This is a genomic window from Gordonia sp. JH63 (genome assembly GCF_009856645.1).
In the GTDB taxonomy this organism is placed as follows: Bacteria; Actinomycetota; Actinomycetes; order Mycobacteriales; family Mycobacteriaceae; genus Gordonia; species Gordonia hongkongensis.
The window spans coordinates 3,477,392-3,501,847 of sequence record NZ_CP047235.1 but is presented as its reverse complement, the minus strand read 5'-3'; the positions used below and the strand labels follow the sequence as shown (position 1 = coordinate 3,501,847).

The window sequence follows — 24,456 nt, the reverse complement described above, 5'->3', positions numbered from 1 at the left end:
GCCGTCCACAGTAATGGTGCTCCGGGTGGCGGTGCCCCGAGCGTGGTGCCCCGACTCACCCCGTCGGGGTCCGGTGACCGCAGTCCGCGAGCCTCTAGAGTCGGGCGTGTGAGCGAACGCGACACGTCGGGCACCAGCGAGCGCGACACACCGGCGACGAGTCCCTACGACGAACCGACCGGACAGATCCCGGTCCCGGGCGGCGCAGGCGCAGCCGGCGCACCGGGCGCACCCGGCACGGGACCCGGGGCGGGCAGTTCGCGTCCCGACGCCGGGCCGCCGACGCCACCCGCGGTGACCGACCGCGACGACTTCTACAACCGGCATGCCCGGCGGTCGCCGGCCCCCTACTCCCGGGTGGACGATCTCGACGACCTCGATCCCGGCGACGTCGAGACCCGTTCGGTCGCCGCTGGTCCGGCCGCGACTCCTCGGCCCGGCCCGGCGCCGACGCGACCGGTCGCGGCGACCTCACGGCCTGCCGCCGGAACGGGTGCACCGTCCGATGACGACTTCGAGACCGTACAGTTCGCCAAACAGCCCGGCCCCGCGCGCGTGCAGACCGCCGACGACGCGGTCACCACCCCGGAGCCCGCCCTGCCGCCGGTCGGCACCGCGCGCTACGACTTCGTCGATGACGACGACGATCTGATCTCCCGTGCCCGAGCGCACGACGCCGCGTCCGACACCGAAGTGCTCGACGACGAGCCGCGCGGTCGACGTCGGTTCGGGCGGCGCCGAACCGACGACGACACCGATGATCGGCGCGGTGCCGGGGCCGACGACGACCTCGAGGACGCGCTCGCGAAATCGCGGCGCGGCACCATCGACCTGGGTTTGCTGCTGTTGCGTGTTGCGCTCGGCGGCCTGGTCGGTGCGCACGGCCTGCAGAAACTCTTCGGGTTGTGGAACGGTCCGCGGTTGAGCGGCTTCGAGTCCATGCTCGTCGACGCCGGCTTCACCGCCGACTACGCCCAGATCCTCGCGATCGTCGGTGCGCTGTCGGAGACGATCGGTGGACTGATGGTGATCCTCGGGCTGCTGACCCCGATCGGGGCGTCGGCGATCCTCGGCACCATGCTCGTCGCCGCGGCCTACAAGATGTCGATGGCCGATGGCTTCTCGTTCTTCGCTGCCGCCGGCGGGGTCGAGTTCGAGCTCTTCCTCGCGGTGGCCGCGGCGGTCGTCATCCTGACCGGCCCGGGTCTGTACTCACTCGACTATCCACGGGGTTGGGCGCGACGGCCGTTCGTCGGCTCGTTCCTCTGGCTCATCGTCGGCGTGGCGGCAGCCGTCGCGGTCTGGGTCCTGGCCAACGGGAGCAACCCGCTCATCTGAGTCGGCACCGACACAGAACGCGGGGGACGTATCGGAATCCGATACGTCCCCCGCACTCTGTGCTGAGTAGTCAGTCGACCTGACGCACCGCGCCGCGGTCGGCCGACGTCGCGAGCTTGGCGTACGCGCGCAGTGCGGTGGTCACCGTGCGCTGACGGTCCTTCGGCTGCCACGGCCGTTCGGAGGCCTCCATCTTGGCGCGGCGCTCGGCGAGCACCTCGTCGTCGACCAGGACCTCGAGGCGGCGGGTCTTGACGTCGATGAGGATCGGGTCGCCGTCCTCGACGAGTCCGATGGCACCACCCGACGCGGCTTCGGGGGACATGTGACCGACCGACAGGCCCGATGACCCGCCGGAGAACCGGCCGTCGGTGATGAGGGCGCACTTCTTGCCCATCCCGGTGCCCTTCATGAAGGCTGTCGGATGCAGCATCTCCTGCATGCCGGGGCCACCCGCGGGACCCTCGTACCGCACGACGAGTACCTCGCCGGCCTGGATGGTCTTGGAGAGGATGACCTGGACGGCGTCTTCCTGGCTCTCGACGACACGGGCCGGGCCCTCGAAGTGCCACAGGTCCTCGTCGATGCCCGCGGTCTTCAGGACAGCGCCGTCGGGGGCGAGGTTGCCGCGCAGCACGCACAGACCGCCTTCGACGGTGTAGGCGTGCTCGAGGTCGCGGATGCAACCGCCTGCGGCATCGGTGTCGAGCGAACTCCACCGGTTCGACGTCGAGAACGGAGTGGTGGTGCGGACGCCGCCCGGTGCGGCGTGGAAGAGTTCGACGGCCTCGTCGATAGCCTTGCCGCCGCGGATGTCCCAGTCGTCGAGCGCTTGGGCCATGGTCGGGGTGTGCACGGTCGACGCGGTGTCGTCGAGCAGGCCCGCGCGGCGCAGTTCCCCGAGGATCGCCGGGATTCCGCCGGCCCGGTGGACGTCCTCCATGTGGTAGTCCGAATTCGGCGAGACCTTCGACAGACACGGCACGTTGCGGCTGATCTCGTCGATGACTCCGAGGTCGAAATCGGCGACCTCTCCCTCCTGCGCGGCGGCGAGGATGTGCAGGACGGTGTTGGTCGAACCGCCCATCGCGACGTCGAGGGCCATCGCGTTGCGAAACGCGGTCGGCGTGGCGATGTTCCGCGGCAGCACCGATGCGTCGTCGTCGCGATACCAACGTGTCGCCGCATCGACGACGACCGTGCCGGCGCGCGCGAACAGGGCGCGGCGGGCCTCGTGGGTGGCCAGCGTCGAGCCGTTGCCGGGCAGTGCCAGTCCGAGAGCTTCGGTCAGACAGTTCATCGAGTTGGCCGTGAACATGCCCGAGCACGAACCGCACGTGGGGCACGCCGACCGCTCGACCTCGTCGAGTCCGGCGTCGTCGACAGCACTGTTCGCCGACGCCGAGATCGTGGTGATCAGGTCCGACGACGGATGTGCGACATCGCCGACGACGACTGCCTTGCCGGCTTCCATCGGCCCGCCGGAGACGAACACCGTCGGGATGTTCAGGCGCATCGCGGCGTTGAGCATGCCGGGAGTGATCTTGTCGCAGTTGGAGATACACACCAGCGCGTCCGCGGTGTGGGCGTTGACCATGTATTCGACCGAGTCGGCGATGATCTCGCGGCTGGGCAGCGAGTAGAGCATGCCGCCGTGACCCATCGCGATGCCGTCGTCGACGGCGATGGTGTGGAACTCCCGCGGCACGCCACCGGCGGCCCGCACGGCCTCGGCCACGATGTCGCCGACGTCCTTCAGGTGCACATGCCCCGGCACGAACTGGGTGTAGGAGTTGGCGATGGCCACGATCGGCTTGCCGAAGTCGTCGTCGGTCATCCCGGTGGCGCGCCACAGGGAGCGGGCGCCGGCGGCTTCGCGGCCGACGGTGGTGGTACGTGACCTCAGAGCAGGCATGGGTTCCTCGAATCGATCGTGTGGCTCAGGCGGCCCGGCGCGATCGGACGTGCGGTGACGGACCGGCGCCGGACTCTTCGGCTCAACACCGCGACCCCGGGTGTGTTCCCACGGGCTGTGGCCGGGGGTGAAACTGTGTTGACGGGCGCCGCCTCGCTGAGGGTGGGCGTGAGGGAGCACCGAGAAGCAGGCTACTCCGCTGTGACGATGGGTAACAAAACCATTCGGGCGTGCGGGCCGGGCCGCGCCGGTGCCGTCCTCGGTCGGGGTCAGATCCCCAGCACCGTCTTGGCGATCGAGAAGTAGAGGAGAAGGCCGGTGGCGTCGCAGAACGTCGAGATGAACGGCGTGGAGAACACCGCGGGATCGACGCGGATCGACTTCGCGATCAGCGGCATCACGCCGCCCACGGTCGCGGCAAGGGTGCACACCGACAGGATCGTCAGGCCGATCACCACACCGATCTCGAGGCCGTAGACGAGTGCGGCGACGGTGAACCCGGCGAGTCCGAGTAGCGCGCCCATGGTCAGTCCGACGCGGACCTCCTTGGCGGCGACGCGGGCGACGTCGCGCGGGGCGACCTCGTCGGTGGCGAGTGCGCGGGTCACGGTCGTCGCCGCCTGCGAACCGGTGTTCCCGCCGATCCCGGTGAGCAGCGGGATGAACAGTGCCAGCGCGACCCGCTGCTCGAGGGTGCCCTCGAAGATCTCCAGCACGTTGACGGTGAGGATCGCCGACACCGCGAGCACGAACAGCCACACGATCCGGGCGCGCGTGATCGACAGGATGGACGAGAACAGGTACGGGTCGCGGAGGGGTTCACGCGCGCCCGCACGGGCCTCGTCGGTGTCCCGGGCCTGCTCGACGACGTCGACGGCATCGTCGATCGTCAGGACGCCGACCAGGCGGCTGTCGCTGTCGACGACGGGCATGGCGAGGATTCCCCGGTCCACACACCTCTGTGCGGTGGCCTCGGCGTCATCCTCGGCATGAGCGAACATCGGCTTGTTCATCAGGTCGTGGACGGGTTCGGCCGGGTCGGCCAGGAGGAGGTCGCGCAGGCTGACCACACCGCACAGCGAGCGAGCGCCGTCGAGGACGGGCACCGTGTAGATCGTCTCCGCGGCGTGTCCGCGTTCTCGCACGCGGGCCAACGCGTCGCCGGCCGGTTCGTCCTCTCGGGCGTGGACGAACTCGGGACTCATCCGACGCCCCACCGAACCGCGCGGGTAGCCGAGAACCACCGCGGTCATGTCGCGTTCGGCCGGGGTTAACTGCTGGATCAGCGACTTGGCGACTCCCGCGGGCAACTCGTCCAGCAACTCGGCGCGATCGTCGGGGTCGAGGTGGTCGAAGGCGGCGGCCACGTCCGCGGTGCCCAGATCGTCGATGAGGCGGCGCTGCGAGCCGGCCGACAGATCGTCGAACACCTCCACCGCGAGGTCCTTGGCCAGCAGACGGAACGCGACGCCACGGGACTTGTGGGGGAGCCGGTCGAGCAGGGCGGCGATGTCGCCCGCGGGCATCGCGGACAGCGTCGTCCCGACGTCTGCGAGGCGACCTGCCGAGATCAGTTCGTCGAGTTCACCGGCGTCGAATGTTCGGGTGTGCTCCACGGCCGCACTCTATCGCCGGGACGCGAGGCGAGGGGTCACCAGACGGGTGCCGTCCGGGCGCGACGCCTATTCGGCGGACCGGGCCGCCTCGAAGGGGTCCGGAATGCGGCCACCACTGACGAGCGACAACGCGGGAAGATCACGGAAACCGATGGCGGGCAGACGAACTCGACTGCCATCCGTCAGGACCGCACGCACCGAACTCCACTTCGGGAACTGCAGTCCGGCGATGTCGGACCAGGCGATCTCGGTGGTCGAGAACATCCGCACCGAGGTGAGTCCGTTCTCGGTGACCACGGTCCGCAACCGGTGGATCCACAACCAGACCAGGACCGGGACGATCAGGGCGAAGGCAAACCACGGGGAGGCGCCGACCAGGAGCACGACCACCAGCGCGGCCATCGGGACCGTGAAGTAGGCGGTCCGGTTGATACGGAACGTCACCGGATAGTCGAATGCGACGTCGTCGGCAGGGGTCGCGCTGGTCTTCGGGTCTACGGGGTCGGTGGAATCAGTCGGCACCGCTCCATTGTGCCAACCGGCCCCGAGGCCTCTCGCCGACGGGTTCGTCGCGCCGGACCGAAATCGAGGTGCGCAGACAACCGACTCGACCAGTGTTTTCCCAGATGGTGAGACGGTGTGGTCCGGAGTTTGACTCGGAACCGAACACAGTCCTACCGTGAACCCGTGATGCAGAACGGGATCCTCGTAGTAATCGGCTGGCGCGTCTTCGCCTGACCGGTCACCTCGCAGACCCCCAACCGGCATCGACGCGCCACCCTCGAACAGCGGAAGCTGTCGGGGGTTTTTTCATGCCAGGTACTTCCATCACCGATATCGGATTCCACAACCAAGATGAGGATCGTGCAGTGAGCGCACCAACAGCACGCACCGACGCCGGCCGCAACGAGCCGACGCGCAACGCAGGACTGCGGCAGCAGTCTCCGGCGGCGGGCAACCTCCGTGCGGTAACCCAGCACACCGTTGCTCCCGAGCGTGTCAGCGGCGCCCAGTCTGTGGTTCGTTCCCTCGAGGAGCTCGGTGTCGAGGTCGTCTTCGGCATTCCGGGTGGCGCGGTCCTGCCGGTCTACGACCCGCTGCTGGACTCGCAGAAGGTCCGCCACGTCCTCGTCCGTCACGAGCAGGGCGCAGGTCACGCCGCGACCGGGTACGCCCAGGTCGCCGGGCGGGCCGGCGTCATGATGGCCACGTCCGGTCCCGGTGCCACCAACCTGGTGACCCCGCTGGCCGACGCCCAGATGGACTCGGTGCCGGTCGTCGCGATCACCGGCCAGGTCGGTCGCGCGCTCATCGGCACCGATGCGTTCCAGGAGGCCGACATCTCGGGTATCACGATGCCCGTCACCAAGCACAACTTCCTGGTCAGCCGGGCGATCGACATCCCGAAGACCATCGCCGAGGCGTTCCACATCGCCGAGAGCGGTCGTCCCGGCGCGGTCCTGGTCGACATCCCCAAAGACATCTTGCAGGCCCAGACCACGTTCTCCTGGCCGCCGCAGATCGACCTGCCCGGTTACCGTCCGGTGACCAAGCCGCACGGCAAGCAGGTTCGCGAGGCGGCCCGCATGATCAACGCCGCGAAGTCGCCGGTGCTCTACGTCGGCGGCGGTGTCATCAAGGCGAACGCGTCGGCCGAGCTGCTGGAACTGGCCGAGCTGACCGGCATCCCGGTGGTCACCACGCTGATGGCACGCGGCGCGTTCCCCGACAGCCACCAGCTGCACCTGGGCATGCCCGGCATGCACGGCACGGTGGCGGCGGTCGCGGGCCTGCAGCGCAGCGATCTGCTGATCACCCTCGGAGCACGCTTCGACGACCGGGTCACCGGACAGTTGTCGTCGTTCGCGCCGAACGCCAAGGTCATCCATGCCGACATCGACCCCGCCGAGATCGGCAAGAACCGGCCCGTCGACGTGCCGATCGTCGGTGACTGCAAGGCGGTCATCGCCGAGCTCACCGAGGCGCTGCGCGAGGAGCGGGCGACCAGCGGCTCGACTCCCGACATCTCGCAGTGGTGGTCCTACCTCGACAACCTGCGTCGGACCTATCCGCTGAGCTACGACCGTCAGACCGACGGCTCGATGTCGCCGGAGTTCGTCATCCAGGCCCTCGGCAAGGCCGCCGGCCCGGACGCGGTGTACTGCGCAGGTGTCGGCCAGCACCAGATGTGGGCCGCACAGTTCATCTCCTACGAGAAGCCGCGCACCTGGCTCAACTCCGGTGGTCTGGGCACGATGGGCTACGCGGTGCCCGCCGCCATGGGCGCCAAGGCCGCCGACCCCGACGCCGAGGTCTGGGCGATCGACGGTGACGGCTGTTTCCAGATGACCAACCAGGAACTCGCCACCTGCGCGATCGAGGGCATCCCGATCAAGGTGGCGCTGATCAACAACGGCAACCTGGGTATGGTGCGCCAGTGGCAGACGCTGTTCTACGAAGAGCGTTACTCGAACACCGATCTGTCGACGCACTCGCGGATGATCCCGGACTTCGTCAAGCTCTCGGAGGCGCTGGGCTGCGTGGCTTTCCGCGTCGAGCGCGAGGAGGACGTCGACGAGGTGATCGCGAAGGCGCGGGAGATCAACGACCGCCCGGTGGTCATCGACTTCATCGTCGGCAAGGACGCCCAGGTGTGGCCGATGGTCGCCGCCGGTACCGGCAACGACGAGATCATGGCCGCCCGCGACATCCGGCCGCTGTTCGACGACGACGAGTCGGCGTCGGGCCCGGTGGAGATCCACCAGGCGATGGATGGCCATCAAACGGTCGACAACGCGCCGGCCGATCGCGCAAACCAGAAGGACGAGCAGTGAGCACCACCCATACCCTCAGTGTCCTGGTCGAAGACCGACCCGGCGTCCTCGCGCGGATCTCGGCGCTGTTCTCGCGGCGCGGATTCAACATCGAGTCACTCGCCGTGGGCCCCACCGAGCTCAAGGGCATCTCGCGGATGACCATCATGGTCTCGGTGGAGGACTTCCCCCTCGAGCAGGTCACCAAGCAGCTCAACAAGCTGATCAACGTGATCAAGATCGTCGAGCAGGACCCGGCGAGCTCGGTCTCGCGCGAGCTGATGATGGTCAAGGTGCGGTCGGATTCGACGGTGCGCACCGAGGTCATCGAGGTGGTGAATCTGTTCCGCGCCAAGGTGATCGACGTCTCGCCCGAGTCGCTGACGATCGAGGCCACCGGCACGTCGGAAAAACTCGAAGCACTTCTGCGGATGCTCGATCCGTATGGAATCCGGGAGATCGCGCAATCGGGCGCGGTGACCCTCGGTCGGGGACCGAAGAGCATGTCGGCCAACCGCTGACAGAGAATCCCGCTGTCCTCGCGCTCATCTGAGCATCGGCGAGGAGCGACAAGGGAATTACGAATCCCGACGGATTCCGAGAATCCGCCAGGGACACCACATATCGAAGGGAAACATAGTGGCCATCGAACTGTTCTACGACGACGACGCGGATCTGTCGATCATCCAGGGTCGCAAGGTCGCGGTGATCGGTTACGGCAGCCAGGGCCATGCGCATTCGCTGTCGCTGCGCGATTCCGGCGTCGACGTCGTGATCGGTCTGCGTGAGGGCTCCAAGTCGAAGGCCAAGGCCGAGGAGCAGGGCCTCAAGGTGCTCACCGCATCCGAGGCCGCCGCCTGGGCCGACGTCATCATGGTGCTGGCGCCCGACACCTCGCAGGCGAAGATCTTCACCGAGGACATCGAGCCGAACCTGCAGGACGGCAACGCGCTGTTCTTCGGCCACGGTCTCAACATCCACTTCGGCCTCATCAAGGCGCCGGAGAACGTGACCGTCGCGATGGTCGCCCCGAAGGGCCCCGGCCACCTCGTGCGCCGCCAGTTCGTCGACGGCAAGGGCGTTCCCGCGCTCATCGCCGTCCACCAGGACCCCAAGGGCGAGGGCCAGGCGCTTGCGCTGAGCTACGCCAGCGCCATCGGCGGTGGTCGTGCCGGAATCATCAAGACCACGTTCAAGGAAGAGACCGAGACCGACCTCTTCGGCGAGCAGGCCGTGCTGTGCGGCGGCACCGAGGAACTGGTCAAGACCGGCTTCGAGGTGATGGTCGAGGCGGGTTACGCCCCCGAGATGGCCTACTTCGAGGTGCTGCACGAGCTAAAGCTGATCGTCGACCTCATGTACGAGGGCGGCATCGCGCGCATGAACTACTCGGTCTCCGACACCGCCGAGTTCGGCGGTTACGTGTCGGGCCCGCGGGTCATCGACGCCGACACCAAGGAGCGCATGCGCGGCATCCTCACCGACATCCAGGACGGCACCTTCGTCAAGCGCCTCGTCGCCAACGTCGAGGGCGGCAACAAGGAGCTCGAGGGCCTGCGCAAGGAGAACGCCGAGCACCCGATCGAGGTCACCGGCAAGAAGCTGCGCGACCTGATGAGCTGGGTTGATCGTCCGATCACCGAGACCGCCTGAGTCGCAGCGGTATTGCGCTGAACGCAGCGCCGACAGCGGGTCCGCACCGATATGGTGCGGACCCGCTTGCGTCTCCGCAGACCCACCCCTTTTCGGCAATCCCACCGGGGTCGCGGGGTGAGGAAATACCGAAAAAGGGTGGGTTCGGCTCGACGGGTTTAATGTCTGACTCGTGGACAGCCAAGGAATCGTTCTGCCGCCGCCGGTCTATGTCGACGTCGACGGGGAGCGTGTTGCGACATATGTTCTCGAGCCGGCGGGGCACACCGACATCGATGTGGTGATGTGCCACGGGACTCCGTGGTCGGCGTACGTGTGGGCCGGCGTGGCGCAACAGATCGGCCTCGGTCGCCGAGTCTTCCTGTGGGACATGCCTGGATACGGGCAGTCGATGGTCAGGGACGCACCGGTGGATCTGGCGACCCAGATGTCGAGATTCGCTGTGCTGCAGTCTCAGTGGGGTTTGACGCGGCCGCACGTGATCGCACACGACATCGGGGGTGCGGTGGCACTGGGTGCGCATCTGCTCCACGGTCGCGAGTACGCGTCGTTGTTCCTCTGGGACATCGTGACTCTGGATCCGTGGGGGTCGCCCTTCTTTCGACTGGTCGCCGACAACACCGAGGTCTTCGAGCAACTTCCCGACCCCTTGCACGCGGCGTTGGTGCGCGAGTACATCGCCGGTGCCGCGCGGCATCGGCTGACGGACAATGACCTCGACGAGCTGACTCGTCCGTGGCTCGGCAGGGACGGCAAGGCCGGGTTCTATCGTCAGATCGCGGCATTGCGGCCGGAGCACACGAGACCTGTCGCGGAACGCCTGTCGGAGGTCCGGTGCCCGACGCGAATCGGCTGGGGCGCCGACGATCCGTGGATTCCCGTCGAGCAGGCCACGCAGCTACGAGACCTCCTGCCCGACCGCCGCGACCCCGTGATCCTCGACGGTGTCGGACATCTCGCACCTATGGAGGCGACGGCAGCGGTCACCCGGGAGATCGAGGACTGGCTCGGGGTCACCCGGTGACCGAAGCCGGCTGACCACCCGGGTCGTGCTCGGCCCGAGCAGTCGTCCCGGCGCCTCACTGCGCACGTCACCCCGCACACGACGACGCCCCGGAGGGAAACCATCCGGGGCGTCGGTGGGGGTGGGACCCAGAGTCGTCAGGCGACCCGGAATCCCTTGTAAGCGTCGAGGGAAGCGATCCGCTTCAGGATCGGCTGGATGTTGGTGCCGGTCTCGGGGCCGAGGCAACCGAGGAAGTAGTAGGCGTTCACCATGCCCACCAGCCGGTCGCCGACGACCACGGGGCTACCGGAGTCACCTTCGATGACGCACATCTGGCTGACGTGCACGTCGCCGTCGGAGAACCAGGCGATGCCGCAGGTGTTGCCGGTGGTTCGGCCTTCTTTGCAGGCGATGGTCGGGAAGGCGAGCGGCGCCTGGTCGACCGAGCGGATCGTCACGCCGCGGACCGTGCGCAGCGGCACGACTCGAGAGGCGTCGAGTTCGATGATCGCCATGTCGAGATCCGGCGCGGTGTAGGTGATGGTGCCTGCCTGGCCGCGGTCCTGGAACGTCTCGGAGTAGACCTTCTGGCCGGGAGTGCCACAGTGTCCCGCGGTGACCCCGATGAGCTTGTTGGTCTTCGAGCGGCCGATGGTGGTCAGGGTGCAGGCCGCGGCCGAGTTGCCGCCCTTGAGCACCAGGATTCCGGACCCGCCTCCCATGAAGATCTTCGCCGGTGCGGCGACCGCGACGCCCCCTCCCCAGCCGGCCAGCACCGTCGCAGCCAAAACCGCCAACAGTACTGTCAGCTTCTTCGTCATCCGCACTCCACTTCTCGGGTCTACCAGTTCTCGATCACGGGCATCGCCGCCCGTCGGGAACTTCGCGATGGGCGGCAAGCACACCGTACCGGGCGCCCCACGCGCGCACGGCGGCGTGGGATCGAGCCGCGGTCGGTTTGCAACACTTCTGTGATGCGCCGCGCGAGTTTGCCGTAATGCGCGTCACACTCTACTCGTGCCGGGGGACAGGGCTCTCGTTTCGGGGTAGACCGCATGCTCGACGGGACCTACCACACCTTTAAGCTGTCGTACGGAGTCGTCACCGACACTCCATACCGACGTTCGTGAAACCGCACTCCCCGAACCTGGAGAAATGACTGTGAGCTCTGCTGGCCGCCCGGTTGTACTCATCGCCGACAAGCTGGCGCCGTCCACCGTGGAAGCACTCGGTGACGGTGTCGAGGTGCGATGGGTCGACGGCCCGGATCGTCCCAAGCTGCTCGAGGCGGTCGTCGACGCCGACGCCATCCTGGTCCGCTCCGCGACGACCGTGGACGCCGAGGTCCTCGACGCGGGCAAGAAGCTGAAGATCATCGCCCGGGCGGGTGTCGGTCTGGACAACGTCGACGTGCCTGCCGCGACCGAGCGCGGCGTCATGGTCGTCAACGCCCCGACCTCGAACATCCACACCGCGGCCGAACACGCCGTCGCGCTGCTGATGGCCGCGTCGCGCCAGATCCCGGCCGCGGACGCCACCTTGCGCGAGAAGACCTGGAAGCGTTCGTCGTTCAACGGCGTCGAGATCTTCGACAAGACCGTCGGTGTCGTCGGACTCGGCCGCATCGGCCAGCTGGTGGCCGCGCGGCTGGCAGCCTTCGAAACCCACATCATCGCCTACGACCCCTACGTGTCGCCGGCTCGTGCGGCCCAGCTCGGGATCGAGCTGGTCAGCCTCGACGAACTCCTCGAACGCGCCGACTTCATCACCGTCCACCTGCCGAAGACCCCGGAGACCCTGGGCCTCATCGGCGCCGAGCAGCTCGCCCGGACCAAGAAGGGCGTCGTCATCGTCAACGCCGCCCGCGGTGGCCTCATCGACGAGCAGGCACTGGCCGACGCGATCAACTCCGGTCAGGTCCGCGCGGCCGGCCTGGACGTCTTCGCCACCGAGCCCTGCACCGACTCGCCGCTCTTCGAGCTGCCGCAGGTCGTCGTGACGCCCCACCTCGGCGCATCGACCAGCGAGGCGCAGGATCGCGCGGGCACCGACGTCGCCAAGAGCGTCCGACTGGCGCTGGCCGGTCACTTCGTCCCCGACGCCGTCAACATCACCGGGGGCGCCGTCGACGAAGAGGTCGCACCGTGGCTCGAGGTCGCTCGCAAGGCGGGCGTGCTCGTCGGGGCCATCAGCAAGGAGCCGCCGACCTCCATCGTCGTCGACGTACGGGGCGAACTCACCGCGAACAACGTCGACGTGCTCGGCCTGTCCGCGCTGCGCGGCCTGTTCTCCGCGGTGCTCGACGAGCCGGTCACCTTCGTCAACGCCCCCGCGGTCGCCGAGGGACGCGGCGTGACCAGCGAGGTCACCACCGCGCCGGAGAGTCCCAACCACCGCAGCGTGGTCGACGTGAAGGCCGTGTTCGCCGACGGCTCGACCCACAATGTCTCGGGCACCCTGTCGGGTCCGCGCCTGGTGGAGAAGATCGTCAACATCAACGGCCGCAACTTCGACCTGCGTGCCGAAGGGCACAACCTCATCGTCAGCTACGCCGACCAGCCGGGTTCCCTCGGCAAGATCGGAACGCTGCTCGGGAACGCCGGCATCGACATCCTGGCGGCCGGTTTGTCGCAGGACGCCGAGGGCGGCGGCGCGACCATGATGCTGCGCGTGAGCAGCGTCCTCGACGACGAGGTCGTCGCCGCGATCGGTGACGCGGTCAGCGCAACCCTCATCGAACAGGTCGACCTCGCATGAAACTCGCAGTCATCGCCGGCGACGGCATCGGTCCCGAGGTCATCGGCGAGGCGCTGGGCGTCCTCGACTCGGTCGTACCGTCGGTGAGCACCACCGAGTTCGACCTCGGCGCACGCCGCTACCACCGCAACGGCGAGCTGCTCACCGAGGACGACCTCGAGTCGCTTCGTCGTCACGACGCGATCCTGTTGGGCGCCATCGGCGATCCGTCCGTGCCGTCGGGCGTGCTGGAGCGCGGTCTGCTCCTGACGATGCGATTCGCACTCGACCACCACGTCAACCTGCGGCCGTCGCGCCGCTTCCCCGGTGTCTCCTCGCCCCTCGCGGGCGACCCCGACATCGACTTCGTGGTCGTTCGGGAGGGGACCGAGGGGCCCTACACCGGCAACGGTGGCGCGATTCGTGTCGGAACCCCGCACGAGGTCGCCACCGAGGTCAGCGTCAACACCCGGTTCGGTGTGGAACGCGTCGTGCGCAACGCATTTCAGCGTGCCCAGCAGCGTCGCAAGAAGCTGACGCTGGTCCACAAGACAAACGTGTTGACCTTCGCCGGGTCGATGTGGAGTCGCGCGGTCGAGGAGGTGGGTGCCGAGTTCCCCGACGTCACCACCGACTACTGCCACGTGGACGCGGCGACCATCTACCTGGTCACCGACCCCGGCCGCTTCGACGTGATCGTCACCGACAACCTGTTCGGCGACATCATCACCGACATCGCCGCCGCGGTGAGCGGTGGTATCGGGCTGGCCGCGTCGGGCAACATCGACGCCACCGGTGCCAACCCGTCGATGTTCGAGCCGGTGCACGGCTCGGCACCCGACATCGCCGGGCAGGGCAAGGCCGATCCGACGGCCGCGATCCTGTCGGTCGCGCTCCTGCTCCAGCATCTCGGCGACGACGACGCCGCCGCCCGGATCGAGAAGGCAGTCGCCGACGACCTCGCCGAGCGCAGCGGTACGTTCAGCACCTCCGAGATCGGTGCGCGTATCCGCGAACGGCTGTAGTTCGCAGGCATATTCACCAGCAAGGGACGAACCCGCCACCAATTCGGTGGCGGGTTCGTCCCTTGGTGGTGGGTTCAGGCGTCGACCAGCTCATCGGGTACTCGCATCCGGTCGCGCGGGACCAGGGGCGTCGCGATAAGCGGTGCCAGGGCGGTCGCGGCGAAGGCGATCGGGAAACCGACGGTCGCGATGAGTGCTCCGAGAAGCGGTGTGGTCGCCGCGGTCACCAGATACTGTCCGGTGTTCTGTACGGCGAGTCCGCGGCCGCTCCATTCCGGTCCGACGTACTCGGCGATGGCGGTGAACGCCAAGCCGTTGTCGGCCACCGAGATGACGCTCGCCACCGCCATGAGCGCGGGCGCGAGTGGGCTGTCGAACCAGTCGGCGATCGCGAGCGCGGACATGGCGGCGACACCGGCCACCGCGATCACGCGGACCGGTCGCATCCGCGACATCCAGGCGTCCGACCACCGTCCGGCGACGATCCGGCCCAGTGCACCGATGATCTGGGTCACGGTGATCAGGGTTCCGGCGCCGGCCGGTGACCACCCGTGCGCGACGATCAGCCAGGTCGGTACGAAGGTCCACAGCATGGACTGGGGGATGACCAGCAGCATGCTGACGATGTGGATGCGTGCGAGGAAAGAGTTGTCGCGGTAGGGATTCGTGCGCGGGGGAGGGTTGCCGACCGTCGACGCGGGAGCCGGCCGACGCGGCGGATCGGTGATGCCGACGACCACCGCGACGAGTCCTGCAGCAGTCACCACGGCTGGGATCGCCAGTGCCGCAGCGGGTCCCGAACTCGCTGCGACAACCGGCATGGTGAGAGCGCAGACGCCGATCCCCAGCGGTTGTGCCATCTGCCGGATGCCCATCGCAGTCCCACGCTGGCGTGCGGGAAACCAGCCGACGACGATGCGACCGCTGGCCCCGTTCGCCGCCCCCGAGCCGAGACCGCCCACGAAGAGCGCGGCACCCACGACGGCATAGGACGCATCGGCTGACGCGGCGACGGTCGCCCCGGTCGCGCCGGCGAGCGAGATCGACAGCGACAGCAGGAGGATCCGTCGTTCGCCGTAGCGGTCCAACAGGATTCCCCACGGGATCGTCGCCGCCATCAGTCCGACCGTCGGGATCGCGGCAAGCGCCGAGGCCTGGGTGAGGGTGAGTCCGGCGTCGGTGTGCAGCGTGGGGATCAGGTAGGCGACACCGCTGACCACACAAGTCGTGGTGAGCGCGGCGAGCAGCGAGCACCCGAGGATGATCCACCTTCGGGCAGTGGTGATGTCGTCGACATCGGTCATGGTCTACTCACCTCGCTGTCTGTCCGGACCCGGTGAACCGGGGTTGAATATCTCAATATATGAAACAGTGTGACCACATTGTAAAACCGGCACCGACGTCCGCCAACTCGTCTCCCAACGTGTGGGATCGGCGGTGCGATAGGGTCTGGACATGCGCTTAGGTCGAATTGCGAGTCCTGACGGCGTGGCCTTCGTGTCCGTCGAGGGCGACGGAGACGACGCCGTCGTCAAGGAGATCGCCGAACATCCCTTCGGTACGCCGACGTTCACCGGCCGGTCGTGGAAGCTGGCGGATGTCCGGGTGTTGGCGCCGATCCTCGCCAGCAAGGTGATCTGCATCGGCAAGAACTACGCCGCACACGCGGCGGAGATGGGCGGCGAGGCGCCCGCCGACCCGGTGATCTTCCTCAAGCCCAACACTTCGATCATCGGCCCCGAGGTGCCCATCGTGCGTCCGCCGTCGTCGCAACGGGTCGATTACGAGGGGGAGCTCGCGGCCGTCATCGGACGCCCGTGCAAGGACGTGAAGGCCGCGCAGGCCAAGGACGTGATCCTCGGATACACGGTCGCCAACGACGTAACCGCCCGCGACCACCAGCAGGCCGACGGTCAGTGGACCCGCGGCAAGGGGTACGACACCTTCTGTCCGCTCGGCCCGTGGATCGACACCTCGCTCGATCCGTCGGACGTCGAACTCGTGACGGAACTCGACGGCGAGGTCAAGCAGCGGACCCGGACATCGCTGATGCTCCACGACGTCGGTGAGATCGTCGAGTGGATCTCGCGCGTGATGACCCTGCTGCCCGGCGACGTGATCCTCACGGGCACCCCGGAAGGGGTCGGGCCCATGGTCGCCGGTCAACGTATCTCGGTGACCGTCGACGGTATCGGTACGCTCTCCAACCCGGTGGTGGACAAGTGACAGCTCCCAGCACGGCCCGTGTCAACGGGATCGACATCTCCTACAGCCTCGCCGGGTCGGGCCCGCTCGTGGTCATGGTCATGGGAACCGGAAGTCCCGGCCGCGTCTGGAAGGCGCATCAGGAACCCGCGCTGGTGAAAGCCGGCTTCACCGTCGTGACGTTCGACAACCGCGGTGTCGCACCGTCGTCGGAGTGCGCCGAGGGTTTCACGCTCGACGACATGGTCGCCGACACCGCGGCCCTGATCGAACACCTCGGCCGCGGTCCGGCGATCGTGATCGGCACCTCGTTGGGTGCCCGGATCACCCAGGAGCTGGCGCTGGCCCGCCCCGACGTGGTCAAGGCGGCGGTGATGGTTGCGACGTACGGCCGCAACACCCCACTGCAGGAAGCGATCTCGGCCGGTGAGCGGGCCCTCTACGACAACAAGATCAAGCTGCCACCGGAGTACGAGGCCGCCATCACCGCGCATCTCAACCTGTCGCCGCACACGCTCGACGACGACCGCACCGCGCGAGACTGGCTCGACATCATCGGGTTCTCCCCGCAGACGATCACCCCGGGCGTCCGCGCACAGCTCGAACTCCACAACAAGGAGTCCAACCGTCTCGCGGCGTACCGCGGCATCACCCGGCCCGCGCTGGTCGTCGGATTCGCCGACGACCGGACCCTGCCGGCGAAGCTGGCGCGCGAAGTCGCCGAAGCCATTCCAGGCGCGGAGTACGTCGAGATCGAGCGGGCCGGTCATTTCGGTTATCTCGAACAGCCGGCCGAGGTGAACCGGGTCCTGGTGGAGTTCTGCGAGCGCCACCGGGCCTGACGGCGGGCGTGCGGGGGCGGCGGTCGGCTTCGATACGCTGAGCCTCATGACCAGTAGTGAGGCCGTTCGCGTCCGATTCTGTCCATCCCCGACCGGCACTCCCCACGTGGGACTCGTGCGGACCGCGCTCTTCAATTTCGCGCAGGCCCGGCACGACGGTGGCACCTTCGTCTTCCGCATCGAGGACACCGACTCGTCGCGAGACAGCGAAGAATCCTACGAGGCCATCCTCGACGCCTTGCGCTGGCTCGGTCTCGACTGGGACGAGGGGCCGGAGGTGGGCGGACCCTACGGTCCCTACCGGCAGTCCGAGCGGCGGGAACTCCATGCCGACGTCGTCGCCCGCCTTCTCGAGGCCGGCGAGGCCTACGAGGCGTTCTCGACCCCGGAAGAGGTGGAGGCCCGGCACCGCGCCGCCGGACGCGACCCCAAGCTCGGGTACGACAACTTCGATCGTGACCTGACGCCCGAGCAACGTGCGGCCTACCTCGCCGAAGGACGTAAACCCGTTGTCCGCCTGCGGATGCCGGACACCGACCTCACCTGGGACGATCTCGTGCGCGGCACGACGACGATCAAGGCGGGTACCGTTCCCGACTTCGCGCTGACCCGTGCGACCGGCGATCCGCTCTACACGCTGGTCAACCCGGTCGACGACGCGATGATGAAGATCACCCATGTGCTGCGCGGCGAGGATCTCCTGTCGTCGACTCCGCGGCAGCTCGCGCTGTACGACGCGCTGATCCGTATCGGCGTCGCCGACGCCGTGCCGGCCTTCGGGCACCTGCCCTTCGTGATGGGTGAGGGCAACAAGAAGCTCTCCAAGCGCGACCCCCAGTCGAACCTCTTCCACCATCGCGACCGCGGTTTCATCCCCGAGGGTCTGCTCAACTACCTCGCGCTGCTCGGCTGGGGTTACAAGAGCGATGTCGACGTCTTCAGCCTGGCCGAGATGATCGCGGCTTTCGATGTGCGACAGGTCAACTCGAACCCCGCACGGTTCGATCAGAAGAAGGCCGACGCCATCAACGCCGAGCACATCCGGATGCTCGAGGTCGCCGACTTCACGGCGCGGCTGCGCTCGTATCTCGTCGCGCAGGGCAAGCTCCCCGAGAGCGCCGACGACGAGACCTTCGCGGCTCTGGCCGAATTGGTGCAGACGCGTATCCAGGTCCTCGGCGACGCGTGGGACCTCATCTCCTTCGCCTACGTCTCCGACGACGAGTTCACGATCGACGAGAAGGCGGCGAGCAAGAACCTGGGCGCCGACGCGGTGCCGGTCCTGGACGCCACCATCGCCGCGGTCGAGTCGCTGGGCTCCTTCACCACCGCCGCACTGCAGGACGCACTGAATGCTGCGCTGGTGGACGATCTGGGGCTCAAACCGCGCAAGGCGTTCGGTCCGGTACGCGTGGCGGTGACCGGCTCCCAGGTCAGTCCGCCGCTCTTCGAATCGATGGAGATCCTGGGTCGCGACAAGACGCTCGCGCGGCTGGCCTCGGCACGGGAGATCGCAGCCAAATAGTGCCGCTGAGCTGCACGTTTGTGGACTTACGGTGACCCTTTGATACTCTCTTTCTCGGCAGTTTTCCGCAAGGAGAATCAAGCCAATGGGGTATGGTGTAATTGGCAACACAGCGGTTTCTGGTACCGCCATTCTAGGTTCGAGTCCTGGTACCCCAGCGGACAGAAAGAGATCGAGACCGTGCTAAGGTCTTGATCGCCGGAAGTTCCCATGGCCCCGTCGTCTAGCGGCCTAGGACGCCGCCCTCTCAAGGCGGTAGCGCGGGTTCGAATCCCGTCGGGGCTACGAGAAACACCCTTCCTCTGCGATGCAGGGGGAGGGTGTTTTTCATTGCGCGACAGACCATCTCGTCCGTGTTGCGATGATCACACCGAAACACGGACGAGGGTCAGAAGGTGTCGCGCCGGGACTGCGGTCAGAGGAATTCGGCGGTGGTGCCCGAGGCCGGCATCTCGGGGATGCCGAGCTTGCGGTGGTCCCAGGAACGGGTGCGGGACGGACGGATCCGGACGGCGACGCGCTTGTTCATCATCTGCTCGACGAATGGTCGCGATTCTTCGGTGTAGGGCGCTGTGTAGCGTTCCCAGACGCTGATGCCGACCTTCAGGCACGAGTCCGGGTCGTCGAGGATCTCGGCAGTGCCCTCGAAGGTGACGCCGCGCAGTGTGTCGTAGGTGTCACCGTCCTCGATCATCACCGAGCACCGGTTGTTGCGACGGATGTTGACCGCCTTCTGCGACTTGGATTTGGTCTCGAACCAGATCTCGCCGTCGATGATCCCGTACCACATCGCCACGAGGTGGATGCTCCCGTCCGCTCCGGTGGTGGCGAGGGTCGCGGTCCGACTGCGCGCCACGAACTCCGCGATCTCGGCCTCGGACATGACGATCTGATTGCGTTGGTTGACTCCCATTCCCCGACGCTAGCCCACCGGCGGGTTCATCGGAACCGCTCCGGGTGCAACGGCTCTGGGTCAGGGACGTGCGGCCTGGAGGCGTTTGTGGATGGCGTCGGCGGCGGCGAGCAGATCGGCGGCCCAGCGTGCACCGGGTCGCCGGCCCATTCGGTCGATCGGCCCGGACACCGAGATCGCGGCGACCACGTCACCGTTGCCGTCGCGCACGGGAGCCGACACGCTCGCGACTCCGGCGGCGCGTTCACCGGCGCTCTGGGCCCACCCGCGCCGGCGGATCTCGTGCAGTGCGCGCTCGCTGAAGACGCTGTCCGGCACGAGCGCGCGCTGGGTGGCGGGGTCGGCCCAGGCGAGGAGGACCTTCGCCGCGGACCCTGCGCTCATGGGGAACCGGGTGCCCACCGGCACGGTGTCACGCAGGCCGGTCGGTGGTTCCATCGCGGCGACGCAGACGCGTTCGGCCCCTTCGCGGCGATAGACCTGAACCGATTCGCCGGTGATGTCGCGGAGCCGGGGGAGGACCATGAGAGCGGACTCGGTGACGGGATCGTGTGCCGAGGAGGCGAGTTCGCCGAGGACGGGGCCGGGCTGCCAGCGGCCGGTGACATCCCTGGTCAGAAAGCGGTGCGTCTCGAGTCCGACGGCGAGTCGATGTGCCGTCGCCCGGGGCAGACCGGTGCGCTCGCAGAGCTCGGAGAGATTGCACGGCGCCTCGGCGATCGCGTGCAGCACCGCCACGGACTTGTCGAGCACTCCGATTCCGCTGCTGACCGCGGATGCGGTATCCTTTCCCATAGGACGATACTAGCTGTCCAAATAGTGAGATGCACGTTCGAAACACAGCCAGAACGTCAACACCGCGTGCAGAGTCCGAAGAACCCGAGCAGATAACGAGTGAAGCCATGAGCAACAGCCCAGCCCAGCCGCTGACTCTCGCCGAGAAGGTGTGGCGCGACCATGTCGTCGTCCCCGGTGACGTCGATGCGTCCGGCAACACCAATCCCGACTTGATCTACATCGACCTCCACCTCGTCCACGAGGTCACCAGTCCCCAGGCCTTCGAGGGCCTGCGCCTCGCCGGTCGTCCGGTCCGCCGACCGGATCTGACCATCGCGACCGAGGACCACAACGTCCCGACGGTGGACATCGACAAGCCCATCGCCGATCCCGTGTCGCGGACCCAGGTCGACACGCTGCGCAGCAACTGCGAGGAATTCGGCGTCCGCCTTCACCCCATGGGTGACGCCGAGCAGGGCATCGTCCACGTGGTCGGGCCGCAGCTGGGCCTGACCCAACCCGGCATGACCGTCGTGTGCGGTGACAGCCACACCTCCACACACGGTGCCTTCGGAGCGATCGCGATGGGTATCGGTACCAGTGAGGTCGAGCACGTCCTGGCGACGCAGACCCTCTCGCTGCGCCCGTTCAAGACGATGGCGATCAACGTCGACGGCGAGCTCCCGCCCGGCGTGACGAGCAAGGACCTGATCCTCGCGATCATCGCGAAGATCGGCACCGGCGGCGGGCAGGGTTACGTGCTGGAGTACCGCGGGGAGGCGATCCGCAAGCTCTCCATGGAAGCGCGGATGACGGTGTGCAACATGTCGATCGAGGCAGGCGCCCGGGCGGGGATGATCGCACCCGACGAGGTCACCTACGAGTTCCTCAAGGGCCGCCCGCATGCCCCCTCGGGTGCCGATTGGGATGCTGCCGTTGACTATTGGGACAGTCTGCGCACCGATCCCGGCGCCACCTTCGACGCCGAGGTGCACATCGACGCCGCCTCGCTGACCCCGTTCGTCACGTGGGGGACCAATCCGGGACAGGGTGCCCCGCTCGGCGCGGCGGTACCCGACCCGGCGGAGTACGGCGACGAGGTCAAGGCGAGTGCCGCGGCCAAGGCGCTCGAGTACATGGGCCTCGAGCCCGGAACGCCGCTGCGCGACATCAAGGTCGACACGGTCTTCGTCGGCTCCTGCACGAACGGCCGGATCGAGGACCTGCGCGAGGTCGCCGGCATCCTCAAGGGGCGCAGGGTCGCGGACGGGATGCGGATGCTCATCGTGCCCGGTTCGATGCGGGTGCGTGCACAGGCCGAGGACGAGGGACTCGGAGAGATCTTCCTCGCGGCCGGCGCCGAGTGGCGGCAGGCCGGGTGCTCGATGTGCCTGGGCATGAACCCGGACCAGCTCGCCCCGGGGGAGCGGTGTGCGTCGACCTCCAACCGCAATTTCGAAGGGCGCCAGGGCAAGGGTGGCCGAACGCACCTTGTGTCTCCGGGAGTGGCAGCGGCCACCGCGCTGCGCGGCACCTTGTCCGCGCCCGCCGATCTGGACTCGCAGCCGGCGCCCGCCGATCTCGGTTGAGTCACGGTCCGACCCACATTCCTGCCACATCATTCGAACAGGGGCTTTCTCATGGAACCGTTCACCGAACACACCGGAATCGGTGTCCCGCTGCGTCGCAGCAACGTCGACACCGACCAGATCATCCCGGCCGTCTATCTGAAGCGGGTGACGCGCACCGGCTTTGAGGACGGTCTGTTCGCCGGTTGGCGGACCGATCCCGATTTCATCCTCAACAACGAGCCCTGGAGCCGCGGGTCGGTCCTGGTTGCCGGTCCCGACTTCGGCACCGGGTCGTCGCGTGAGCACGCGGTCTGGGCGCTGTCCGATTTCGGCTTCCGCGTGGTGATCTCGTCGCGTTTCGCCGACATCTTCCGCGGCAACTCGGGCAAGGCGGGTCTGGTGGCCGCGCAGGTCGAGCAGTCCGACGTCGAACTGCTGTGGAAGCGCCTCGAGGAGACTCCGGGCCTCGAAGTGACGGTGAGCCTTGTCGATAAGACGGTCACCGCCGGAGACCTCGTGGTGCCGTTGGCAATTGATGACTACACGCGGTGGCGCCTGATGGAGGGTCTCGATGACATCGGACTCACGTTGCGCCAGGTAGAGGCGATTTCCGAGTACGAGTCGGCGCGTCCGGCATTCAAGCCGCGCACCCTCGCGGACTGATTTCGCACCGCCGCGGCGGGGTCATCTCGCCGCGGCGGCACCATCGTGAGCTGCCATGCCATTTCGCAACACGGCGTCCTAATTGGCGTGGAAGATGGACGTTTTCAAATTCGACGTTTACCGTGTGTTGGTAGCTGGCCGAAACTCGGTCAGATCAGCTTGCGGAGGTACTCATGAACAAGGCGGAGCTCATTGATGAGCTGACCAAGAAGCTCGACGCGGATCGCAAGACTGCGACTGAAGCCGTCGAGCTCGTCGTCGACACGATCGTGCGCGCGGTCAACAAGGGCGAGAGCGTGACGATCACCGGCTTCGGCGTATTCGAGAAGCGGAAGCGCGCACCGCGCGTCGCCCGTAACCCGCGCACCGGCGAGACCGTCAAGGTCCGCGCGACCTCGGTGCCGGCGTTCCGTCCGGGCGCTCAGTTCAAAGCCGTTGTGGCGGGCAAGCAGAAGCTGTCCGCGACCGGTCCGGCTGTGAAGCGCGGAAGCGGAGCCACCACCACGGCAGCCAAGAAGGCTGCGCCGGCGAAGAAGACCGCCGCCAAGAAGACGACCGCCGCCGCCAAGAAGACCACCGCGGCGAAGAAGGCCCCGGCCAAGACCACGGCGGCCAAGAAGACCACCACCGCGGCGAAGAAGGCTCCGGCCAAGACCACGGCGGCCAAGAAGACCACCACCGCGGCGAAGAAGGCTCCGGCCAAGAAGGCGGCGCCGGCGAAGAAGGCCACCGCCGCAAAGAAAGCTCCGGCCAAGAAGACTGCCGCGAAGAAGACCGCGGCGAAGAAGACCACCCGTCGCTGACCTGCGGACAACCGCGGTCGACGATCCCTATTCAGCCCCCGGCGTACTTCCCCCGCCGGGGGCTGAATCGTGTTCGGGGTCAACCGGCGGGGGGCGCGGGAACTCAGGCTGTCGGGAGCGGCCCGGCGATGTGATCGGCCGCCACCAGCCGGCCGTCGAACAGGGACAGAACCCACACACTGCCCTTGCGGTTGGAGGCCTTGGGAAGCGGGATCGAGTCGCGCTCGGACCACCAGTCCATGAGGGGCGGGATCACCTTGCCCTGACTGCAGACCGCCAGGGTCGACGTCGTGTCGGCGGCGAGTTCGAGGATCCGGCGTTGCGCCGCTGCCGGATTGGTCCGATACGTCTCCTCCGACAGATCCGGCTCGCTGTGCAACTCGACCCCCAGCCGGTCGCGTAGCGGTTCCAGGGTCTGCTCACAGCGGACGCGATCGGCCGAGTGCACCCGGCTCGCCCCGAACGCGATCAGCAATGGGGCGAGGGCGGCGGCTTGCGCCCGGCCGAGTTTGTCGAGGGGCCGCAACCGGTCGTCGCCCTTGTAGGTCGAGCGCCGGCCGGCCTTGGCGTGCCGTACCAACAGGAACGTGTGCAGGTCCGCGGGTAGCCGCACGAACTCCTCGAGGATCGTGCGATCGAGCGGATAGCTCAACATCTCCCGGGCCTCGTCGACGGAGAGCCACCGCAGCTCGTCGACCTCGTGCCCGGCGACGAACTCTCCGTCGGACGCTCGCGCCGACCAGTAGCGCACATGCTTGCGGGTACTGCCGAGGTCGTAGTGGACGTCGTCCAGGTGCCGGCCGAGAACGACGTGTTGGCCCGTCTCCTCGGCGATCTCGCGCACCGCCGTGTCGATGAGGGTCTCGCCCGGCTCGGCCTTTCCCTTGGGCAGCGTCCAGTCGTCGTACTTGGGGCGGTGGACGACCGCGATCTCGACATCGTCGATCTCGGCGGCATCGTTCCCGGTCGGACCGGGGACAACCGGTCGCCAGACCACACCGCCGGCGGCCCACACCTCATTCGTCTTCTTCGCCATGTCGATGGTGATCGTAGAG

The 24,456-nt window shown here is 67.6% G+C and carries 21 protein-coding genes and 2 tRNA genes; 15 read left to right on the top strand and 8 right to left on the bottom strand.

The window, feature by feature from the left end:
* The first annotated feature begins 108 nt into the window (after nucleotides 1-108).
* Nucleotides 109-1,338, top strand: coding sequence for a DoxX family protein (locus GR168_RS15620; RefSeq protein WP_159371146.1), 1,230 nt, complete (start codon nucleotides 109-111; stop codon nucleotides 1,336-1,338).
* A 70-nt stretch (nucleotides 1,339-1,408) separates the two neighbouring features.
* Here GR168_RS15620 and ilvD read toward each other — a convergent pair whose 3' ends face one another.
* The 3 genes from ilvD to GR168_RS15605 form a co-directional block, all read right to left on the bottom strand.
* A complete protein-coding gene (gene ilvD / locus GR168_RS15615; RefSeq protein ID WP_065632696.1) occupies nucleotides 1,409-3,253 on the bottom strand; it encodes a dihydroxy-acid dehydratase in 1,845 nt (614 codons plus the stop codon).
* 269 nt (nucleotides 3,254-3,522) lie between these two features.
* Nucleotides 3,523-4,869, bottom strand: a complete 1,347-nt coding sequence (gene mgtE, locus GR168_RS15610; protein ID WP_065632697.1) for a magnesium transporter — start codon at nucleotides 4,867-4,869, stop codon at nucleotides 3,523-3,525.
* Between the two features lie 66 nt (nucleotides 4,870-4,935).
* Nucleotides 4,936-5,391 (bottom strand): PH domain-containing protein, encoded by a 456-nt coding sequence (locus GR168_RS15605; protein ID WP_068972332.1) that lies wholly within the window; start codon nucleotides 5,389-5,391, stop codon nucleotides 4,936-4,938.
* A gap of 347 nt (nucleotides 5,392-5,738) precedes the next feature.
* Here GR168_RS15605 and GR168_RS15600 point away from each other — a divergent pair, with 347 nt between their 5' ends.
* The 4 genes from GR168_RS15600 (at nucleotide 5,739) to GR168_RS15585 (ending at nucleotide 10,359) form a co-directional block, all read left to right on the top strand.
* Nucleotides 5,739-7,703, top strand: a complete 1,965-nt coding sequence (locus tag GR168_RS15600) for an acetolactate synthase large subunit (protein ID WP_058252142.1) — start codon at nucleotides 5,739-5,741, stop codon at nucleotides 7,701-7,703.
* Entirely contained in the window at nucleotides 7,700-8,203 is a 504-nt protein-coding gene (ilvN, locus tag GR168_RS15595; protein ID WP_058252141.1) for an acetolactate synthase small subunit, read from the top strand. The genes GR168_RS15600 and ilvN overlap by 4 nt, the downstream gene beginning before the upstream one ends.
* A 118-nt stretch (nucleotides 8,204-8,321) precedes the next feature.
* Entirely contained in the window at nucleotides 8,322-9,335 is a 1,014-nt protein-coding gene (gene ilvC, locus GR168_RS15590) for a ketol-acid reductoisomerase (RefSeq protein ID WP_058252140.1), read from the top strand.
* A gap of 172 nt (nucleotides 9,336-9,507) precedes the next feature.
* Entirely contained in the window at nucleotides 9,508-10,359 is an 852-nt protein-coding gene (locus GR168_RS15585; protein ID WP_203235863.1) for an alpha/beta hydrolase, read from the top strand.
* Between the two features lie 137 nt (nucleotides 10,360-10,496).
* Here the strand turns inward: GR168_RS15585 and GR168_RS15580 are convergent, their stop codons facing one another.
* Nucleotides 10,497-11,162 carry a trypsin-like peptidase domain-containing protein gene (locus tag GR168_RS15580; protein ID WP_058252132.1) on the bottom strand — a complete coding sequence of 222 codons (666 nt, stop codon included), beginning with the start codon at nucleotides 11,160-11,162 and terminating at the stop codon, nucleotides 10,497-10,499.
* 340 nt (nucleotides 11,163-11,502) lie between these two features.
* Here GR168_RS15580 and serA point away from each other — a divergent pair, with 340 nt between their 5' ends.
* Together serA and GR168_RS15570 are read left to right on the top strand one after the other, a co-directional pair.
* Nucleotides 11,503-13,098, top strand: coding sequence for a phosphoglycerate dehydrogenase (gene serA, locus GR168_RS15575; RefSeq protein WP_159371145.1), 1,596 nt, complete (start codon nucleotides 11,503-11,505; stop codon nucleotides 13,096-13,098).
* Complete coding sequence (locus GR168_RS15570) at nucleotides 13,095-14,102, top strand: 3-isopropylmalate dehydrogenase (RefSeq protein WP_159371144.1); 1,008 nt, start codon at nucleotides 13,095-13,097, stop codon at nucleotides 14,100-14,102. Before serA ends, GR168_RS15570 begins: the two co-directional genes overlap by 4 nt.
* Before the next feature lie 74 nt (nucleotides 14,103-14,176).
* Here the strand turns inward: GR168_RS15570 and GR168_RS15565 are convergent, their stop codons facing one another.
* Nucleotides 14,177-15,406, bottom strand: coding sequence for an MFS transporter (locus GR168_RS15565; RefSeq protein WP_159371143.1), 1,230 nt, complete (start codon nucleotides 15,404-15,406; stop codon nucleotides 14,177-14,179).
* 151 nt (nucleotides 15,407-15,557) lie between these two features.
* On the opposite strand from GR168_RS15565, the gene GR168_RS15560 reads away from it, so the two are divergent.
* From GR168_RS15560 to GR168_RS15540, 5 genes are all read left to right on the top strand, one after another.
* Nucleotides 15,558-16,328: a fumarylacetoacetate hydrolase family protein gene (locus tag GR168_RS15560; protein ID WP_058252129.1), complete on the top strand. Its 771-nt coding sequence runs from the start codon at nucleotides 15,558-15,560 to the stop codon at nucleotides 16,326-16,328.
* A complete protein-coding gene (locus GR168_RS15555; protein WP_065632710.1) occupies nucleotides 16,325-17,149 on the top strand; it encodes an alpha/beta hydrolase in 825 nt (274 codons plus the stop codon). Before GR168_RS15560 ends, GR168_RS15555 begins: the two co-directional genes overlap by 4 nt.
* A 46-nt stretch (nucleotides 17,150-17,195) precedes the next feature.
* Entirely contained in the window at nucleotides 17,196-18,674 is a 1,479-nt protein-coding gene (gltX, locus tag GR168_RS15550) for a glutamate--tRNA ligase (protein WP_159371142.1), read from the top strand.
* An 86-nt stretch (nucleotides 18,675-18,760) separates the two neighbouring features.
* Nucleotides 18,761-18,832: transfer RNA gene (locus GR168_RS15545), tRNA-Gln, on the top strand.
* 54 nt (nucleotides 18,833-18,886) lie between these two features.
* Nucleotides 18,887-18,959: transfer RNA gene (locus GR168_RS15540), tRNA-Glu, on the top strand.
* 130 nt (nucleotides 18,960-19,089) lie between these two features.
* Here the strand turns inward: GR168_RS15540 and GR168_RS15535 are convergent.
* Both GR168_RS15535 and GR168_RS15530 read right to left on the bottom strand, forming a co-directional pair.
* Nucleotides 19,090-19,587, bottom strand: coding sequence for a PPOX class F420-dependent oxidoreductase (locus GR168_RS15535; RefSeq protein ID WP_058252126.1), 498 nt, complete (start codon nucleotides 19,585-19,587; stop codon nucleotides 19,090-19,092).
* Between the two features lie 60 nt (nucleotides 19,588-19,647).
* Nucleotides 19,648-20,382 carry an IclR family transcriptional regulator gene (locus GR168_RS15530; RefSeq protein WP_058252125.1) on the bottom strand — a complete coding sequence of 245 codons (735 nt, stop codon included), beginning with the start codon at nucleotides 20,380-20,382 and terminating at the stop codon, nucleotides 19,648-19,650.
* Nucleotides 20,383-20,489: 107 nt separating this feature from the next.
* Between GR168_RS15530 and leuC the strand changes: the two genes are divergently transcribed.
* From leuC to GR168_RS15515, 3 genes are all read left to right on the top strand, one after another.
* Nucleotides 20,490-21,953, top strand: coding sequence for a 3-isopropylmalate dehydratase large subunit (gene leuC / locus GR168_RS15525; protein WP_159371141.1), 1,464 nt, complete (start codon nucleotides 20,490-20,492; stop codon nucleotides 21,951-21,953).
* A 51-nt stretch (nucleotides 21,954-22,004) separates the two neighbouring features.
* Complete coding sequence (gene leuD / locus GR168_RS15520) at nucleotides 22,005-22,598, top strand: 3-isopropylmalate dehydratase small subunit (protein WP_065632714.1); 594 nt, start codon at nucleotides 22,005-22,007, stop codon at nucleotides 22,596-22,598.
* Between the two features lie 173 nt (nucleotides 22,599-22,771).
* The gene (locus GR168_RS15515; RefSeq protein WP_159371140.1) at nucleotides 22,772-23,401 is read left to right on the top strand and encodes an HU family DNA-binding protein; all 630 of its coding nucleotides are present in this window, start codon (nucleotides 22,772-22,774) and stop codon (nucleotides 23,399-23,401) included.
* A 103-nt stretch (nucleotides 23,402-23,504) separates the two neighbouring features.
* Here the strand turns inward: GR168_RS15515 and GR168_RS15510 are convergent, their stop codons facing one another.
* Nucleotides 23,505-24,437 (bottom strand): NUDIX hydrolase, encoded by a 933-nt coding sequence (locus tag GR168_RS15510; RefSeq protein ID WP_065632716.1) that lies wholly within the window; start codon nucleotides 24,435-24,437, stop codon nucleotides 23,505-23,507.
* Nucleotides 24,438-24,456 lie beyond the last annotated feature (19 nt).

What these genes read in the sequence shown, in the direction of transcription:
- ilvD (WP_065632696.1), bottom strand. Translation starts at nt 3,253, where the DNA reads ATGCCTGCTCTGAGGTCACGTACCACCACCGTCGGCCGCGAAGCCGCC.
- GR168_RS15580 (WP_058252132.1), bottom strand. Translation starts at nt 11,162, where the DNA reads ATGACGAAGAAGCTGACAGTACTGTTGGCGGTTTTGGCTGCGACGGTG.
- GR168_RS15570 (WP_159371144.1), top strand. Translation starts at nt 13,095, where the DNA reads ATGAAACTCGCAGTCATCGCCGGCGACGGCATCGGTCCCGAGGTCATC.
- GR168_RS15565 (WP_159371143.1), bottom strand. Translation starts at nt 15,406, where the DNA reads ATGACCGATGTCGACGACATCACCACTGCCCGAAGGTGGATCATCCTC.
- GR168_RS15560 (WP_058252129.1), top strand. Translation starts at nt 15,558, where the DNA reads ATGCGCTTAGGTCGAATTGCGAGTCCTGACGGCGTGGCCTTCGTGTCC.
- gltX (WP_159371142.1), top strand. Translation starts at nt 17,196, where the DNA reads ATGACCAGTAGTGAGGCCGTTCGCGTCCGATTCTGTCCATCCCCGACC.
- GR168_RS15535 (WP_058252126.1), bottom strand. Translation starts at nt 19,587, where the DNA reads ATGGGAGTCAACCAACGCAATCAGATCGTCATGTCCGAGGCCGAGATC.
- GR168_RS15530 (WP_058252125.1), bottom strand. Translation starts at nt 20,382, where the DNA reads ATGGGAAAGGATACCGCATCCGCGGTCAGCAGCGGAATCGGAGTGCTC.
- leuC (WP_159371141.1), top strand. Translation starts at nt 20,490, where the DNA reads ATGAGCAACAGCCCAGCCCAGCCGCTGACTCTCGCCGAGAAGGTGTGG.
- leuD (WP_065632714.1), top strand. Translation starts at nt 22,005, where the DNA reads ATGGAACCGTTCACCGAACACACCGGAATCGGTGTCCCGCTGCGTCGC.
- GR168_RS15515 (WP_159371140.1), top strand. Translation starts at nt 22,772, where the DNA reads ATGAACAAGGCGGAGCTCATTGATGAGCTGACCAAGAAGCTCGACGCG.
- GR168_RS15510 (WP_065632716.1), bottom strand. Translation starts at nt 24,437, where the DNA reads ATGGCGAAGAAGACGAATGAGGTGTGGGCCGCCGGCGGTGTGGTCTGG.